General features: G+C 57.1%; 14 protein-coding genes and 1 pseudogene. 9 read left to right on the plus strand and 6 right to left on the minus strand.

Annotation, left to right across the window (positions count from 1 at the left end; all coding sequences use genetic code 11):
- Nucleotides 1–6 precede the first annotated feature (6 nt).
- Nucleotides 7–1,560: a galactarate dehydratase gene (gene garD, locus ACZ5KU_RS18345; protein WP_054064555.1), complete on the plus strand. Its 1,554-nt coding sequence runs from the start codon at nt 7–9 to the stop codon at nt 1,558–1,560.
- Nucleotides 1,561–1,652: 92 nt separating this feature from the next.
- Nucleotides 1,653–3,233 (plus strand): aldehyde dehydrogenase (NADP(+)), encoded by a 1,581-nt coding sequence (locus ACZ5KU_RS18350; RefSeq protein WP_464735951.1) that lies wholly within the window; start codon nt 1,653–1,655, stop codon nt 3,231–3,233.
- 201 nt (nt 3,234–3,434) lie between these two features.
- Here ACZ5KU_RS18350 and ACZ5KU_RS18355 read toward each other — a convergent pair whose 3' ends face one another.
- The 3 genes from ACZ5KU_RS18355 to ACZ5KU_RS18365 all read right to left on the minus strand — a co-directional run bounded on the left by ACZ5KU_RS18355 (nt 3,435) and on the right by ACZ5KU_RS18365 (nt 6,511).
- Entirely contained in the window at nt 3,435–4,241 is an 807-nt protein-coding gene (locus ACZ5KU_RS18355; protein ID WP_273820975.1) for a metal-binding protein, read from the minus strand.
- A gap of 540 nt (nt 4,242–4,781) precedes the next feature.
- Nucleotides 4,782–6,230, minus strand: a complete 1,449-nt coding sequence (locus ACZ5KU_RS18360; protein WP_464735952.1) for a DUF6119 family protein — start codon at nt 6,228–6,230, stop codon at nt 4,782–4,784.
- The gene (locus ACZ5KU_RS18365; RefSeq protein WP_464735953.1) at nt 6,227–6,511 is read right to left on the minus strand and encodes a hypothetical protein; all 285 of its coding nucleotides are present in this window, start codon (nt 6,509–6,511) and stop codon (nt 6,227–6,229) included. Before ACZ5KU_RS18365 ends, ACZ5KU_RS18360 begins: the two co-directional genes overlap by 4 nt.
- A gap of 501 nt (nt 6,512–7,012) precedes the next feature.
- Between ACZ5KU_RS18365 and ACZ5KU_RS18370 the strand changes: the two genes are divergently transcribed.
- Nucleotides 7,013–7,315: a DUF6124 family protein gene (locus ACZ5KU_RS18370; protein WP_464735954.1), complete on the plus strand. Its 303-nt coding sequence runs from the start codon at nt 7,013–7,015 to the stop codon at nt 7,313–7,315.
- A 301-nt stretch (nt 7,316–7,616) separates the two neighbouring features.
- Here the strand turns inward: ACZ5KU_RS18370 and ACZ5KU_RS18375 are convergent.
- Nucleotides 7,617–8,680, minus strand: a pseudogene (locus ACZ5KU_RS18375) (SDR family oxidoreductase).
- 73 nt (nt 8,681–8,753) lie between these two features.
- Here ACZ5KU_RS18375 and ACZ5KU_RS18380 point away from each other — a divergent pair.
- Nucleotides 8,754–9,158 (plus strand): MerR family transcriptional regulator, encoded by a 405-nt coding sequence (locus tag ACZ5KU_RS18380; RefSeq protein WP_464735955.1) that lies wholly within the window; start codon nt 8,754–8,756, stop codon nt 9,156–9,158.
- A 271-nt stretch (nt 9,159–9,429) separates the two neighbouring features.
- Here the strand turns inward: ACZ5KU_RS18380 and ACZ5KU_RS18385 are convergent, their stop codons facing one another.
- Entirely contained in the window at nt 9,430–9,885 is a 456-nt protein-coding gene (locus tag ACZ5KU_RS18385) for a methyltransferase family protein (protein WP_464735956.1), read from the minus strand.
- Nucleotides 9,886–10,229: 344 nt separating this feature from the next.
- Here ACZ5KU_RS18385 and ACZ5KU_RS18390 point away from each other — a divergent pair, with 344 nt between their 5' ends.
- The 4 genes from ACZ5KU_RS18390 to ACZ5KU_RS18405 all read left to right on the plus strand — a co-directional run bounded on the left by ACZ5KU_RS18390 (nt 10,230) and on the right by ACZ5KU_RS18405 (nt 12,256).
- Complete coding sequence (locus ACZ5KU_RS18390) at nt 10,230–10,634, plus strand: hypothetical protein (RefSeq protein ID WP_464735957.1); 405 nt, start codon at nt 10,230–10,232, stop codon at nt 10,632–10,634.
- Nucleotides 10,635–10,803: 169 nt separating this feature from the next.
- The gene (locus ACZ5KU_RS18395; protein ID WP_464735958.1) at nt 10,804–11,166 is read left to right on the plus strand and encodes a hypothetical protein; all 363 of its coding nucleotides are present in this window, start codon (nt 10,804–10,806) and stop codon (nt 11,164–11,166) included.
- Nucleotides 11,167–11,265: 99 nt separating this feature from the next.
- Nucleotides 11,266–11,469 (plus strand): hypothetical protein, encoded by a 204-nt coding sequence (locus ACZ5KU_RS18400; protein WP_464735959.1) that lies wholly within the window; start codon nt 11,266–11,268, stop codon nt 11,467–11,469.
- Between the two features lie 433 nt (nt 11,470–11,902).
- The gene (locus ACZ5KU_RS18405; protein WP_464735960.1) at nt 11,903–12,256 is read left to right on the plus strand and encodes a DUF6124 family protein; all 354 of its coding nucleotides are present in this window, start codon (nt 11,903–11,905) and stop codon (nt 12,254–12,256) included.
- A gap of 97 nt (nt 12,257–12,353) precedes the next feature.
- Here the strand turns inward: ACZ5KU_RS18405 and ACZ5KU_RS18410 are convergent, their stop codons facing one another.
- The gene (locus ACZ5KU_RS18410) at nt 12,354–12,917 is read right to left on the minus strand and encodes a thioesterase family protein (RefSeq protein WP_054057903.1); all 564 of its coding nucleotides are present in this window, start codon (nt 12,915–12,917) and stop codon (nt 12,354–12,356) included.
- A gap of 109 nt (nt 12,918–13,026) precedes the next feature.
- On the opposite strand from ACZ5KU_RS18410, the gene ACZ5KU_RS18415 reads away from it, so the two are divergent.
- Nucleotides 13,027–13,998: a GlxA family transcriptional regulator gene (locus ACZ5KU_RS18415; protein WP_464735961.1), complete on the plus strand. Its 972-nt coding sequence runs from the start codon at nt 13,027–13,029 to the stop codon at nt 13,996–13,998.
- Nucleotides 13,999–14,103 lie beyond the last annotated feature (105 nt).

A 14,103-nucleotide genomic window follows, 5' to 3' on the forward strand; every position in this document is an offset into this window, starting at 1 on the left:
ACGACCATGCAGTTGATCGAACATTCTGACTCGCCCCGCTACGTCCGCCTGCACGACGACGACAACGTCGTGGTGGTGGTCAATGACGGCGGCCTGGGCGAAGGCGCCCGCTTCTCCGATGGCCTGACGCTGGTACAAGCCGTGCCGCAGAGCCACAAGGTCGCCACCGTGTTCATCGCCAAGGGCGAACCGGTGCGCCGCTACGGCCAGATCATCGGCTACGCCCTGGAAGACCTGCGCCAGGGCAGTTGGGTGCAGGAAAGCCAACTGGCCATGCCGGCCGCCCCGGAACTGGACAGCCTGCCACGCTGCGATGCCGTGCCTGACGCCCTGCCCCCGTTGGAAGGTTTCACCTTCGAAGGCTACCGCAACGCCGACGGCACCGTCGGTACCCGCAACATCCTCGGCATCACCACCACCGTACAATGCGTGACCGGCGTGCTCGAACACGCGGTCAAGCGCATCAAGGCCGAGCTGCTACCCAAATACCCCCACGTCGATGACGTGGTCGCCCTCACCCACAGCTACGGCTGCGGCGTGGCGATCAACGCCCGCGACGCCTACATCCCGATCCGCACCGTGCGCAACCTGGCACGCAACCCCAACCTGGGCGGTGAAGCGCTGGTCATCAGCCTGGGCTGCGAGAAGCTGCAGGCCGGCCAGGTGATGCACGACAACGACCCGTCGGTCGACCTCAGCGAGCCGTGGCTGTACCGCCTGCAGGACGCCAGCCTGGGCTTCACTGAAATGATCGATCAGATCATGGGCCTGGCCGAAACGCGCCTGAAGAAACTCGACCAGCGCCGCCGCGAAAGCGTGCCGGCCAGCGAGCTGATCCTCGGCATGCAATGCGGCGGCAGCGATGCCTTTTCCGGCATCACCGCCAACCCGGCCCTGGGCTACGCCGCCGACCTGCTGGTACGTGCCGGTGCCACCGTGCTGTTCTCGGAAGTCACCGAAGTGCGCGACGCCATCTACATGCTCACCTCCCGTGCCGAGAACCAGGACGTGGCCGACGCGCTGGTGCGCGAGATGGACTGGTACGACCGCTACCTGCAACAAGGCGCCGCCGACCGCAGCGCCAACACCACGCCGGGCAACAAGAAAGGCGGCCTGTCGAACATCGTCGAGAAGTCCCTGGGCTCCATCGTCAAGTCCGGCAGCGGCGCCATCCAGGGCGTGCTCGGCCCGGGCGAGCGGGTCGACCGCAAGGGCCTGATCTTCTGCGCCACCCCGGCCAGCGACTTCGTCTGCGGCACCCTGCAACTGGCCGCCGGGATGAACCTGCACGTGTTCACCACCGGTCGTGGCACGCCCTATGGCCTGGCCATGGCCCCGGTGGTCAAGGTGTGCACCCGCACCGAACTGGCCGAGCGCTGGCCCGACCTGATCGACATCGACGCCGGGCGCATCGCCACCGGCCGTTCGAGCATCGAGGAACTGGGCTGGGAGTTGTTCCACTACTATCTGGATGTGGCCAGCGGCCGCAAGCAGACCTGGGCCGAGCAGCATAAGCTGCACAACGACATCACCCTGTTCAACCCGGCGCCAATTACCTGATGCACCCGGCCGGCTCGATGTTCGCAGCCCCTGTAGGAGCCGGCCCATTCCATCCGCACTCCTTCCTTCACTTCTCTCTAAAGGAGCATTCCATGCCTGAGATCCTCGGCCACAACTTCATCGCCGGTCAGCGCAGCGCCGCTGGCACCCAGCGTCTGCAGAGCCTGGACGCCACCACTGGCGAGGCCCTGCCCTACACCTTCGTCCAGGCCACCGAAGCCGAAGTGGACCAGGCGGCGAAGGCCGCCGCTGCCGCCTTCGCCGAGTTCCGCCAACTGGCGCCGACCCGTCGCGCCGAATTCCTCGACGCCATCGCCGCCGAACTGGATGAGCTGGACGAGGCCTTCGTCGCCATCGTCTGCCGTGAAACCGCCCTGCCCGCCGCCCGTATCCAGGGCGAGCGTGGCCGTACCAGCGGCCAGATGCGCCTGTTCGCCCAGGTATTGCGCCGTGGCGATTTCCTCGGTGCCCGTATCGACCTGGCCCTGCCCGAGCGCCAACCCCTGCCACGCGTGGACCTGCGCCAGATGCGCATCGGCGTCGGCCCGGTCGCCGTGTTCGGCGCCAGCAACTTCCCGCTGGCCTTCTCCACCGCCGGCGGTGACACCGCTGCGGCCCTGGCGGCCGGTTGCCCGGTGGTGTTCAAGGCCCACAGCGGCCACATGGCGACGGCCGACCTGGTGGGCTGCGCCATCCAGCGCGCCGCCGAGCGTACCGGCATGCCGAAAGGCGTGTTCAACATGGTCTTCGGGGGTGGCGTTGGCGAGTGGCTGGTCAAGCACCCGGCGATCCAGGCCGTTGGCTTCACCGGCTCGCTGAAAGGTGGCGATGCCCTGTGCCGCATGGCCGCCGAGCGTCCACAGCCGATCCCGGTGTTCGCCGAAATGTCCAGCATCAACCCGGTGATCATCCTGCCGGGCGCCCTGGCCAAGCGTGGCGAAGCCATCGCCCGCGAACTGGCAGGCTCCGTCTGCCTGGGTGCCGGCCAGTTCTGCACCAACCCGGGCCTGGTCATCGGCCTGCAATCGCCGCAGTACAGCCAACTGCTGGGTGAGCTGGGCCAGCACCTGGACCAGCAAGCGGGTCAGACCATGCTCAACGCCGGTGGCCTGCGCAGCTACGTCGGTGGCCTGGAACACCTGAAGGCCCACGCCGGTATCGAACACCTGGCCGGTCAGGCCCAGGAAGGCAGCCAGGCCCGTGCCCAGCTGTTCAAGGCTGACGCGCGCCTGCTGGTGGAATCCGATCCCCTGCTGCAGGAAGAAGTCTTCGGCCCGACCACCGTCGCCGTCGAGGTCAAGGACAACGAGCAACTGCGCGCTGCCCTGCTCGGCCTGCGTGGCCAGCTGACCGCCACCCTGATCGGTGAAGCGGAAGACTTCGAAGCCTTCGCCTGGCTGGTGCCGCTGCTGGAAGAGAAAGTCGGCCGGATCCTGATCAACGGCTACCCGACCGGTGTCGAGGTGTGTGACGCGATGGTCCATGGCGGGCCCTACCCGGCGACTTCCGATGCCCGTGGGACGTCGGTGGGTACCCTGGCGATCGATCGCTTCCTGCGTCCGGTGTGCTACCAGAACTACCCGCAGTCGCTGTTGCCTGAGGCGCTGCGTGATGGCAACCCGTTGGGGCTGCGTCGCCTGGTGAATGGGCAGTGGAGTGAGGCGGCGATCTGATTGCTGCGTTGGTAGAGAGAGCCCCGCTTTGGCGGGGCTTTTTCATTGGGGGATGGGTGTTTCGCTTTTACCTGGCCAGGTCTAACCTCGCTAGATTCCTTTACACCCCTGCTTTGGCAAGCGCAATCCCACCAACATGCTACAAACCGTTGTTCTAAGATGTTCTTTACATAGCCGTTAAGTCAGTTGTCGCGACAGCACTCAAGAAATTGGATAGCTAACAATAGAAAGGTGACTCACCAGTGCGATCATTTGATCTCCACTTAAACGAACGGCTGGAAAGCTCGAAAAATTGACGTTCAGTGCAGACATGCTGACAATTAATGACGCATCCGACAACTCAAGCTTTTCTGCACCTGCTGGAAAAATGCCTTTTCCCTTCTCGGTTAAAAGAAATGCCAAGGGGAAGAATGAAAGAATGCTCATGCAGCACTGATTGCCTTCATTTCGCATGCTGAAGAGCTTGATGCTTTGGTGGTGCCTATGGGGAAAAAACCAGTAGTAAATGTCATGGGTCGCATCCAGAGCATGGTCATCGCCGAGCACAAACTGTTGCAGGGGCGTGAAGTACGGCGTTTCTTGTGGTGGATTTCGGCACTCAGTCACAGAAGTGGCAGCGAGGATATGGCCAATCATTGCACGACAGTACCTCACGGCGTTAACTGGAGTGTGGACACGGGAAACTGGGCTGTCAGCAGCAGTAAAAAAATGATTGATCTTTCGTGTCAGTGACCTGCACACATCAGCGATTTCACCATCATTCGCCCCCAAAGCCGTCATATTGCATTCGCGACAGATAGTCCTGAACTTGCTTCCATTCATCGACGGAATGCCCTGCACAGGATTACGGTCTAAACCGAAGACTTCAGTTAAATGAAACTGCTCCACTTTTGTAACGGTGATGCTCCCCTGTGGGGGAACGTGGTCTTTTGAAAGAGACCCGTATTTTCCACATATCACGCAATAGCCGCTGACGATCTTGGTGTGTTTACCACGTTCAGACAGCATCTTCGAATATCTACCCATCCAAGCCCCCCGTTCCTAGGGTATGCGATTTGGGGTGACGAGCCGTAAACAGGTTTGCAGACCGGCAACAAAGAACCGGCAGGCCGAAGCCTCCTGCGCACAGCTCGCCATAACGCGAACGAAAAAATGCCGCTGATCGCGGCGTTGTGCGCCTTTGTTGTCCGGGCTGCAAAACCCGTATCGCTGAATTTGCAGCGACCTTGGGACTGTAGCCATGACGTTTGGCGCACACAATATTGTCCCACGTCTGAATCGTGTAGGAAATATTAGATTTTAGGAAGGCTGTTTCAGATTAGCCTTCAAAGCTGGGTAACATTGAAGCGCTAAGGGGAAGAGACGCTGTGCGAAGCCACAGCACAGACGGGGTGCTACCACAAAACGCTGCTGCCATAACCACTGCAGAAACGAAGACCGATTAACTTTCAGAACCCACAGCGCTAAAAATAAATTCTTCCCTGCCTCCCCAAACCCTTTAGTTAGGCCCTTTACGAAATCATGCGATAAAGAGTCTTTTCTTCCCGATCAACGAGCAGCCGTTTTTATGTAGTTCTTTTTAACCACCGGAATAAAACGTATCACCACATCGCTAAATTTACACGTATTCCTCAAATGCTCATGCATCAGCTTTAACTCATACTGAGCCATCAATGGAATCTCCTCCTTAACTGGGGCCACCTTGCGCTGATCATATAACAACCATAAGCAAACGACATAGTCCCTACCATGTATATCCGCGATATTAGGCTTCATGTACTCCAAGTACTCAGCCTTCTTAGTGCTGAGCGATAAGCTTATATGATTTCGTATTTCACCGAGAAAAAATTGATCATTAATAAAGGCATGACAATAAAATTGCGCCTGCGAAAACAGATAATTTGTTGAGGACGCGTTCTTATATGGCTTGCAGTGTATTATCCTGACAGTATTTTCATTGGTAAGATCTAGGATATCACAAAACTCCTTGTCTTTACGACCAGAACCAATTTGGAGCTTTGCCTGATCAAACAAAACACATGAAGGTCTAATCTCGCAAATTTTCTTGTTAAAAATCTCCTCTCTATTTTGCATTTTCACATCATCACTTATATCTATACCCTCATAAATTTTTTCACAAGGCTCTTCGTGAAGTACATTTTTAGTAAAGCTATTTATCTCTTTATAAAAATCACTATCAACCTCAAGCCACCTTCCGTCGCTCAGGACAAAATATTTACCACCAAGACTCTGTTCAAAAGATAGGCAGCTATATAAAGACCAGCTCTTATAACCAAGAACCTGATCCTCTTCATAGGAATACGCAAAAATGTGTTTCGATTTCAGCTTCGCAACAGTAATTTTTTCAACAGGGATATGATCGAATATTTGACCAACGTCTAGATATGCATAAATTTTATTTTCGTGCTTTTTGTTATTTGAATACGCAAACCCATAGTCCGAATCAATCAACACCTCTGGCACTCCGAGATTGATACTCCTCGTATCTTTTGCGCACAGCCTAGTGATTAACTGTTCATCCAAAGCAGTGCTGTCTGACTCCGTAGCCTCATCAAAATGCTTATAATTTGGGAACAGCTTGGCATACTCCTTGCTGGCATATGCAACTAAAAAACCCTCACAGTATTCGATCAATAACTGCCAACTGAGCTTCTCTTTTCCAACAACTTTCATTGTTAGACTATTACGACCCTGGAGGGTTATATTCTTGTGATCTTTCATGTGAGCCGAAATATATCTTAAATCCTCCGCCTCGCTAAGACCAAATGCAAAAGAATCAATCGGCTTATTAACCTGTCTATCAATATGCGTTAGCGTTATAGCGTGACTCTCACTTCTTGTCTGGCGTATCTCTTCATTTCCGCACATATTCATCGCGGTCTTTATTCCAAAGTCCGCTTCAAAAGCGTCACGCTCAAGATAACTTGCAGCACTCCGCCCAAAGGTTGCAGCAAATATTCTATCCTTGACATTCAATAACAAAATCCCATTCGGACTTTTCCCCGTTGAATTAAATACCGGCGCCTCCCCAAAGGAAGTTTTTCATTAATAAAATTTAGCCATGGAGGATTTTCTTTTGAAATTGCGGCTTCGAAATATGCGAAATAGCAATCTGCTTCACCGACTGAAAACTTGAAAATTCTTGCGGATTGGTTTTTGAGAAGGTTTTTATCTTGATCAAATACCGATTCGAATTTTTTATTTTCTCGTGCGAGAAAGAATGAAATTTGTGCAATCTCAACTCCCAATTCGCTCATGGCTTTCCCTCGCATTACTCACGCAATACTCAATAGCTAAGCAGCATTAGTGCTAATGTCAATAAGCCACCCTCGCCTTTATGAACAAACCGCCCCTCATTCCACCGTTCGCTTTCTTTGCCGATTGCTGCCGTTTGTGGTTTGCAGCTTGCGCCCACTCAGCGCCCCAACCAGACAACTCCCTTTCCCTTGCATGAAATTTCCTAGAAAATCCCAACCGCTTGTTTGAGCCCAGTGCCGCCGATAGTCTTGGTTCAGTCATCCCAACGGATGACACGGATGTGCAAGTCCGTTCATATCGGTGCGTCACGCGCCCTCAAACAAGCCGTTTCGACGGGTGCTCCTGCCCTCTTCGATTCCAGCTTGATGGTGGCCGTGCGCGGGAGACTTTCGAGTCTGCCGGGGTCCGATATGCCCGGTCTTGCACACCTGCGTACGGCTGCCACCCTCATTCGTGTGCAAGCGAACGGTGACAGCTCCACCTCATATCGGAGTTCGATCATGTTCAAAGCTACCCCCAATCCGCCGGCTACACCTCGTGCCGGAATCATCGATCCTCGTGTCGCCGACCAAGCACTGGCCTACTATGATCTGGGGCCAGATGCAGTACCGAAACCTGTACCTGCCTCCGCCACAGCCATCACAGCCACCGCGCCTCCAAGTCAACCGCCGACCTCGCAAACTCACGAAGACACCCTGCTCGACCTCCACTCGATTTTGCAATCAGCAGCCGCTACGGCCTATGAGAACGCCGACAACCAGACCGGCCCGAATCGCAAGGTCGCGATGGGGTGGTGCACTTGATTGAGCTGGCACAGTTGAGAATGAGTTCGCTGGAGCAGCAGGTTGTGGCGGTCAGCGGTTGATGGCTGGCTGAAGGTCAAAAGCTTCGCGGGCAAGCCCTGCTCCTACAGTACGGCGGTGGTCATCATGATGGAGAGAGCCCCGCTTTGGCGGGGCTTTTTATCCGCAGTCAGTCGCCAGCCCATACCGATCACCGCAGGACTGCGCCCCCTTCGAACAGCATCCAACAAGCGTTTCAGCATGGAACTGGCCGAACACAAGGCATTCTCTACCGGCTCGAAGAGAGCCTGACCGGTTGGCCTCAATGGGGCAAGTGCCCCCTGGCGTAGCGCACCGTCCTTTCCAGAGTCCGCGTCATGTCGGGATGGGTCAGCCGATATTTGCGCTCCAGTTGCTCGCTATGGCTCATGTCGAAGCGCTGCGTCTGAATGAAGTCCAGTGACTCGGCGCTGATCGCCAATCGGGCCGCCAGGCCAGGAATTTTCAAAAGCCACTTGAGCAACCCCATCGCCACATGGCGGCGGGGGCCGTGACCTCCAGGGTTTTTGCCATCTGCTCAAGCATCCCCTTCAGGTTCGGTGTGTGCTCGTAGAGCGCCAGGACCTGGCGGTTGACCATCGTGGGGTCGAATGCCACGCAGGCGATCATCGACACCAGGTAATCGACACTGACCAATGGCAACCAGTGCCTGGCGGAACCGGGGATAGCCTTGAACCGGCCTTGCGCCAGGTTTCGAATGAGTTCGACCAGGGGTTGTCCTTCGACGATGTGTCCACTCTCGCTGTGACCACACACCGTTGCAGGGTGAACGATCGTGTAATCCGCGCCCGCTTCCTGCATGTGGCGGATGACGGCGAAATGGGACTCGAGCTTACTGCCTTCGTAGCCGCCCACGCGACCATAGACTGCGGGCCAATCGGTGTTTTCCGGGCACTCATTATCCACCCCGATGTTGGCAAGGTGGCTAAGGTTCTGCAGCATATAGCCGCCCACCATCACCAATCGGATGCGCTGGGTCGCCGCAAGCCTGGCGACTCTCAGCGCCCCCTGCACATTGATCGTACGGGCGCGCTCCATTGTCAGCCCCCAGGAAAATTGCGCCGCCAGGTGAAAGACCACACCGACCGAAGACACGCGCTGCTGGTCCGCCTCGCTGAGTCCCAGGCCCTCTCTGCTGATATCGCCCGCAACGGCGTGAATATGCGCGGGGTTACCGCCCAACCGGCCTACCTGCTCTCTGAGCCGCTCAATGTTTTCGAGGGTGCGCATCAGCACCCAGGTCTTGTGTCCTGTCGCGGTGAGACGGGCCAGTAAATGTTGCCCCACAAACCCACTGCCGCCGGTGACGAAGCATTCCACGCTCATGTCTGAATCCTTGTTTGGATGATCGGCGCAGGCTAAGGTGTAGAGCCTACTCTACAGTCAAGGAGTTTTTTTCGTGAACATCGGAGAGTTGGAGCGCCGCAGTGGAGTCGGCCGCCATGCGTTGCGCTATTACGAACAGCTCGGGCTGATCGTGGCTCATCGACAGGCCAATAACTACCGCAGCTACAGCGATCAGACCGTGGCTGATCTGGCGTTCATTCAGAGTGCCCAGGGCGTGGGGTTTTCACTCGCCGAGATCGGGGAGATCCTTGCGGCCAGGCGGGGCAATACGATCAATTGCGCCCAAGGCGCGGCCTTGGTCGCCAGCAAGATGGCCGAGATTCAAACGAAGATCACCACCCTGCAGGCCACGTATGCTTTTCTGGACGGGGAACGGGCGAAGCTTGAAGCCAGTGCCATTGCCAACGGGCAGATGATGGCTCAGCTGCCTGTCCCTGAGCCGGTCTCGGCGCCATAGCCTGCCGGCAACGCCTCAACCGGCAGCCTTTGCCGAGTGCCTGAAGATCAAAAGCTTCGCGGGCAAGCCACGCTCCTACCGGGTTGCGGCGGCCATCAAAATGGTGATCGCCTCCATTCTGTAGGAGCCGGGCTTGCCCGCGAACAGGCCAGCCGCCTCACCACAAAACGCCTGGTATGACGCGGCAACGTATGAACCCGTTTCAGGGAGACACAGAGACCCATCGGCTGGAGTCCACGAAGAGGAACGTCAATGGCAGACGGTTCCTGTCCTAGAGCCAACGCCTGACCTGGCTGCAGTACTGGCTGAAGTCCCTGCCGAAAAGACCGGCAAGCGCTCGCTCCTCCGGCCCGATCTGGAAGCGGTTCATGTAGATCACGAAACCCAGCACGCCCAGGAGGGCTGGCGGCCAGGCGAGGAAGATGGACCAGGCGACCAGCACGGTGGCGAAGCCCAAATACATGGGGTTGCGGGTGTACCGGTAGATGCCCGAGCGGACCAGAGCAGAAGCCGTCTCCGGCCTCAGCGGGTTGACCGTGGTCCGTGCACGGCGGAATGAAAATACGCCAGCCAGACAAATAGCCACACCTGCCAGCAACACCACCAGCGCCAGGCCGATACGCCACTCAATACCCAGCTCCAGGGTACCCGGCAAGTGCCGGGCAGCGAGCCACGCCAGCAGGCCAAACAGCGTAGCCACCAGCGGCGGAGGAATACGATTGTCCATAGATGAATTCCTGATAGAGATGAACTGCTATCAGGATGAGGCTTGTAGCCACTTCAGGGTCAAGCATCCTGAGTCGATGAAGACTGCGGGGCATTTGGCCCATCAAGCGTCGCTCAAAAAGCGTGGAAGCGCCTGCGAGAGAGCATCAAACACCAGGGTGACCCGCCATACCCGCTTCAGGTCGTGGTGTCGCAACCTTGGCTGAGCCTGCCCGCCAACCTCGCAACCTGGTCGGAAAGCCCAACGCCCGAAGCACTTGTAGCCGTGCTGTGCGTGGTGCCGATAGTCGCTTGCACACGGAAACCTCTACAATCCGCATCCCAACGTTCAAGGATGCCCGTGTGATGCGTTTTCTTTCCGTGTTGTTATTGATTATGCCCTCTCTGGCTTGGGCGCTGCCGACGCTGAAGGACACCGAGCTTTACAGCAGCAAGGCGACGGACTGTCACGATGTGGATCTCAAGACTTGGCAGCACCCGGCCCGCGCTGTTCTGGAAAAACATGACATCAAGCTGGAACGGGTCCAGCTGTGCAACGGCGACCACTACCCTATCTTCACCGGGCAAGTGCCGTACGATCCGACTGGGCAGACGAAAAACTTTTTCCTTCCGCTCTACGAGGAAATGCGCAAAGCCAATGGGAAATGGCCGTACGCAATCGTGGCCACGAGTGACGATATCGTGGTTTACGTCAGCTACCCGGCCAATGATGGGATTTCGCTGGGTTACGAGCAATTTGCGGAGCCGTAAGGTAAATCGGTCGTAAAGCCTATCAGCGTCAACGGTACGAGGCTAAAGGCAGCTACCAGGCAACAAGCTGCCCTGCTAGTCTCGCCACCAAAGCCGGGCACTCCAAATAGGCCTCGCGCCTTCTGCGATAGCATCGCTAAGAAAACGTAGTCAGGAACATCATCTCGCCATGGATCAGGATATGAAGGTTCGGTGCCCCAACTGTGGCCATATCCCCATCAGGCTCTCGCCTACTCATAAATGCCAAGAATGCGGAGTTTTTTCTCATGAGTGGCTGATTTATGACTGGGGAAGTTTTTCCGCTGTCAGACGCCAGCACCTCAAGTACAACACCCTGATAATCAGCGTCCTGGTCATTAACATCATCTCGCTGGTGACGCTTGAATCCAGCAATCCCCTTTTATGGATGCTAAACATCTTAGCTATTCCAGCCACAATCAGTTTATGTCTGTGCATCAAGGATCTTCGAGGGCAGGCACAGTACGAAGGGCATGAGGGTAGCGCTATTTTACCTTGGTTTGCTTATTTTTGAGGGGCTCTGAATAGAGAGCACCACCGTATGATTTAGCGTAGTTGGAACGCTGCTGACGGCTTATGATCAACAATTGATCTCATTCACTTGGGTATATGAATGAACGAACCTTCCGAAGCTGACCTTGTGCATCTGACAGTTACCAAGCAAGAGCTGAAGTATTTCATCGCATGTGGACCCGCTCTGGCGCAGCACATCCCATGCAAATCACTCCCCACATATTGCGGGATGACGAAAGATGAAATCATCGCTATATCAATGAAGCTGAGGGCTTTAGCAGACAGCCTTGGCATAGACATGTGAGCGAGCACCGTCGATGACTTGAGTTGCGGTCCAGGGGCATGCAGTGGGACTGTGCATGCTCCTGGCCGATTGTGCTCTTCACGAGAGGCAGCTTCTACCCACTCGGCACCCAACAGACGACTCCCTTTCCCTTGAGTGAAATTTCCTAGAAAATCCCGACCGCTTGCGCCGGTCTAGCGCCGGTGGCTATCTTCGGCCTGTCACTGCACATCAGTGACAGGGTTTGGTAGCCCTGGTGTCACTAGGCGCAAAGCGCCACCTTGAGCGAGGCGCTTTTTTTCGGCCTCCGTTTCATGGTGGCCGTGCGCAGGGCGTCCTCGGACGCGCCGGGTTCCTAGTGCACCGGTCTACCAACCTGCGTACGGCCGCCACCCTAAATCGTTTGGTAGCGATGGTGACGGCTCCCTGTCTTGCACTAGGAGTATCGTGAACCATGTTCAAACCCACCCCCAATCCGCCGCCCTCATCTCATGCCGGAACCATCGATCCTCGCGTCGTAGACCAGGCGCTGGCCCACTATGACCTGAGACCAGATTCCATGCCGAAACCGGCGTCCACCTCTGTCGCTGCCGCACCACCGAACCCACCACCAACCTCGCTGAATCACGAAGACACCCTCCTCGACCTCCACTCGATCCTGCAGTCAGCCGCCGCCACGGCCTATGAGAACGCCGACAACCAGACCGGCCCGAATCGCAAGGTCGCGATGGGTGTGGTGCACCTGATTGAACTGGCACAGTTGAGAATGGGCCTGCTGGAGCAGCAGGTGGTAGCCGCCAGCCGTTGACGGCATCCCGGCCGATGGCGGCATTACGCATCCGCTATCGGCCAAGCGCTGATCTTTTAGATCCCATCAGGATTTCTTTACCACCCACCCATCATGCTCATTTCGCTGTTTGCGGCTGCTCCAACTGCTCTGCTTCGCGCAGGTCGGCGCTCAAACCGTCGCAACTGGCCGACCATTCGGCCAGCCAGCGAGGCAGCGCTGGCGATTGCTTGTCCAGGCCCAAGGCATCGGCAAATTCGGCCGGTGCGACACTGCCTTTTGGCCCGCGAAACAACCCGCGCATGACCACGACCCCAATCACGCGCCGGTCTTTGACAAAGCGGTGTTCGACGAAGCTCCACTTGTGGTCCCAGCCGAGCATGCGTGTGTGAATTTCAAAGCGCTCGAACAGCTTGAGTTCGCGGCGGAACTTGCCCCACACATCGCCCACGATAGGCATTGCGCGGTGCTTGAGTGCCACGCGAAACGCGCCGCTGCGAAGCACATAATCCATTCGGCCGACGTCGGCCAGGGTGAAGTAGCGGCCATTGGTGACGTGGCGGTTGAAGTCCAGGTCCAATGGCCAGACGCGCAGGGGCACCACCGTGGTGGCGAGACCGTGCACAGGGCGGCGCCACGGTCGGCGCAATAGCATCAGGAAAAGGCGAAACCATAAGTTCATGCAAAAAATACCTGCTGGAGCGGAAAGATGCCGCACTCTAGAGGCGCTGTTCGGAGTAAGGTAGATGCAGAAATGACTAATTTCATGCCGATTGCGCAAAGGGATTTTCATGCACGTCACGCTTCTCCTGGCCGAGTACAGCTCACAGGCCTCTGCCGCCCTGGCAATAGAGGTACTGGATGCGGCAAACCGCCTGGCGGCTCCTGCCGAGAAGCCCTTTACCGTGTGCATCGCCTCGTTGGATGGGCTGCCAGTGAACAATGCCCTGGGACGCCCCATGCCCGTGGATGCAAGGCTCGATACGATTGATAGAACAGACCTTGTACTGATTCCTGGTTTTCTCTTCAGCCTGCGTGAGGCCCTGCCGGCTTTTGCCCAGTACGGCAGCTGGTTGCGCCACCAGCACCGCAAGGGCGCCATCATCGCCTCCATGTGCACCGCCGCCTTCATGCTCGCCGAAGCCGGCTTGCTCGACGGTGTAGAGGCCACGACTCACTGGGCGTTCGCCGATTTTCTGCGCCGGCACTATCCGAAGGTCTGCCTGGATGAGCGCCGTATCCTTTGCGAAGACGGTCGCCTGATCAGCAGTGCCGGCGCGAGTGCCGCCATGGACCTGCTGCTGCACCTGGTTCGCCGTTTTGCCTCGTTTGAACTGGCACAACAGTGTGGCCGTTACCTGTTGGTTGACGGCGTGCGCAGCGAGCAGACGGTTTACATCAGTTGGTCGATGCCGCGTGGGCATGCGGACGAGGCGGTCATGCGCGTGCAGGACTGGATGGAGGCCAACTTCGCCGAACCCAACAGTATCGCCCAGCTGGCCGATCAATTCGGCTTCGGCGTGCGCAACTTCAAGCGTCGCTTCAAGGAAGCCACCGGCCAAACGCCGCTGACCTACCTCCAGACCCTGCGCCTGGAAAAGGCCAAGCAATTGCTGGAAACCACCCGCCTTGGTTTTGAGGTCATCACCCACCAAGTGGGCTACGAAGACAGCAATTCGTTCAGGCGGCTTTTCTGCCGGCGTGTTGGTATCTCACCCGCGCTTTTCCGAAAGCGCTTTCATCGGCTTGCGCCGAGCACGTAACAGCCCACGACTAGCGGCAACTGCACGATCGATTCCCCAGGCCTGACTCATTGGACGGCCACGTGCCCTTGAGCAGGGGGCAACGTCGCACATCGTGCTGACGGT

It is taken from the genome of Pseudomonas sp. Tof1, from assembly GCF_055390395.1.

Coding starts and splice junctions, on each gene's coding strand:
- garD (WP_054064555.1), top strand. CDS start 7: ATGCAGTTGATCGAACATTCTGACTCGCCCCGCTACGTCCGCCTGCAC.
- ACZ5KU_RS18350 (WP_464735951.1), top strand. CDS start 1,653: ATGCCTGAGATCCTCGGCCACAACTTCATCGCCGGTCAGCGCAGCGCC.
- ACZ5KU_RS18355 (WP_273820975.1), bottom strand. CDS start 4,241: ATGCTGTCTGAACGTGGTAAACACACCAAGATCGTCAGCGGCTATTGC.
- ACZ5KU_RS18365 (WP_464735953.1), bottom strand. CDS start 6,511: ATGAGCGAATTGGGAGTTGAGATTGCACAAATTTCATTCTTTCTCGCA.
- ACZ5KU_RS18370 (WP_464735954.1), top strand. CDS start 7,013: ATGTTCAAAGCTACCCCCAATCCGCCGGCTACACCTCGTGCCGGAATC.
- ACZ5KU_RS18385 (WP_464735956.1), bottom strand. CDS start 9,885: ATGGACAATCGTATTCCTCCGCCGCTGGTGGCTACGCTGTTTGGCCTG.
- ACZ5KU_RS18390 (WP_464735957.1), top strand. CDS start 10,230: ATGCGTTTTCTTTCCGTGTTGTTATTGATTATGCCCTCTCTGGCTTGG.
- ACZ5KU_RS18395 (WP_464735958.1), top strand. CDS start 10,804: ATGGATCAGGATATGAAGGTTCGGTGCCCCAACTGTGGCCATATCCCC.
- ACZ5KU_RS18400 (WP_464735959.1), top strand. CDS start 11,266: ATGAACGAACCTTCCGAAGCTGACCTTGTGCATCTGACAGTTACCAAG.
- ACZ5KU_RS18405 (WP_464735960.1), top strand. CDS start 11,903: ATGTTCAAACCCACCCCCAATCCGCCGCCCTCATCTCATGCCGGAACC.
- ACZ5KU_RS18410 (WP_054057903.1), bottom strand. CDS start 12,917: ATGAACTTATGGTTTCGCCTTTTCCTGATGCTATTGCGCCGACCGTGG.
- ACZ5KU_RS18415 (WP_464735961.1), top strand. CDS start 13,027: ATGCACGTCACGCTTCTCCTGGCCGAGTACAGCTCACAGGCCTCTGCC.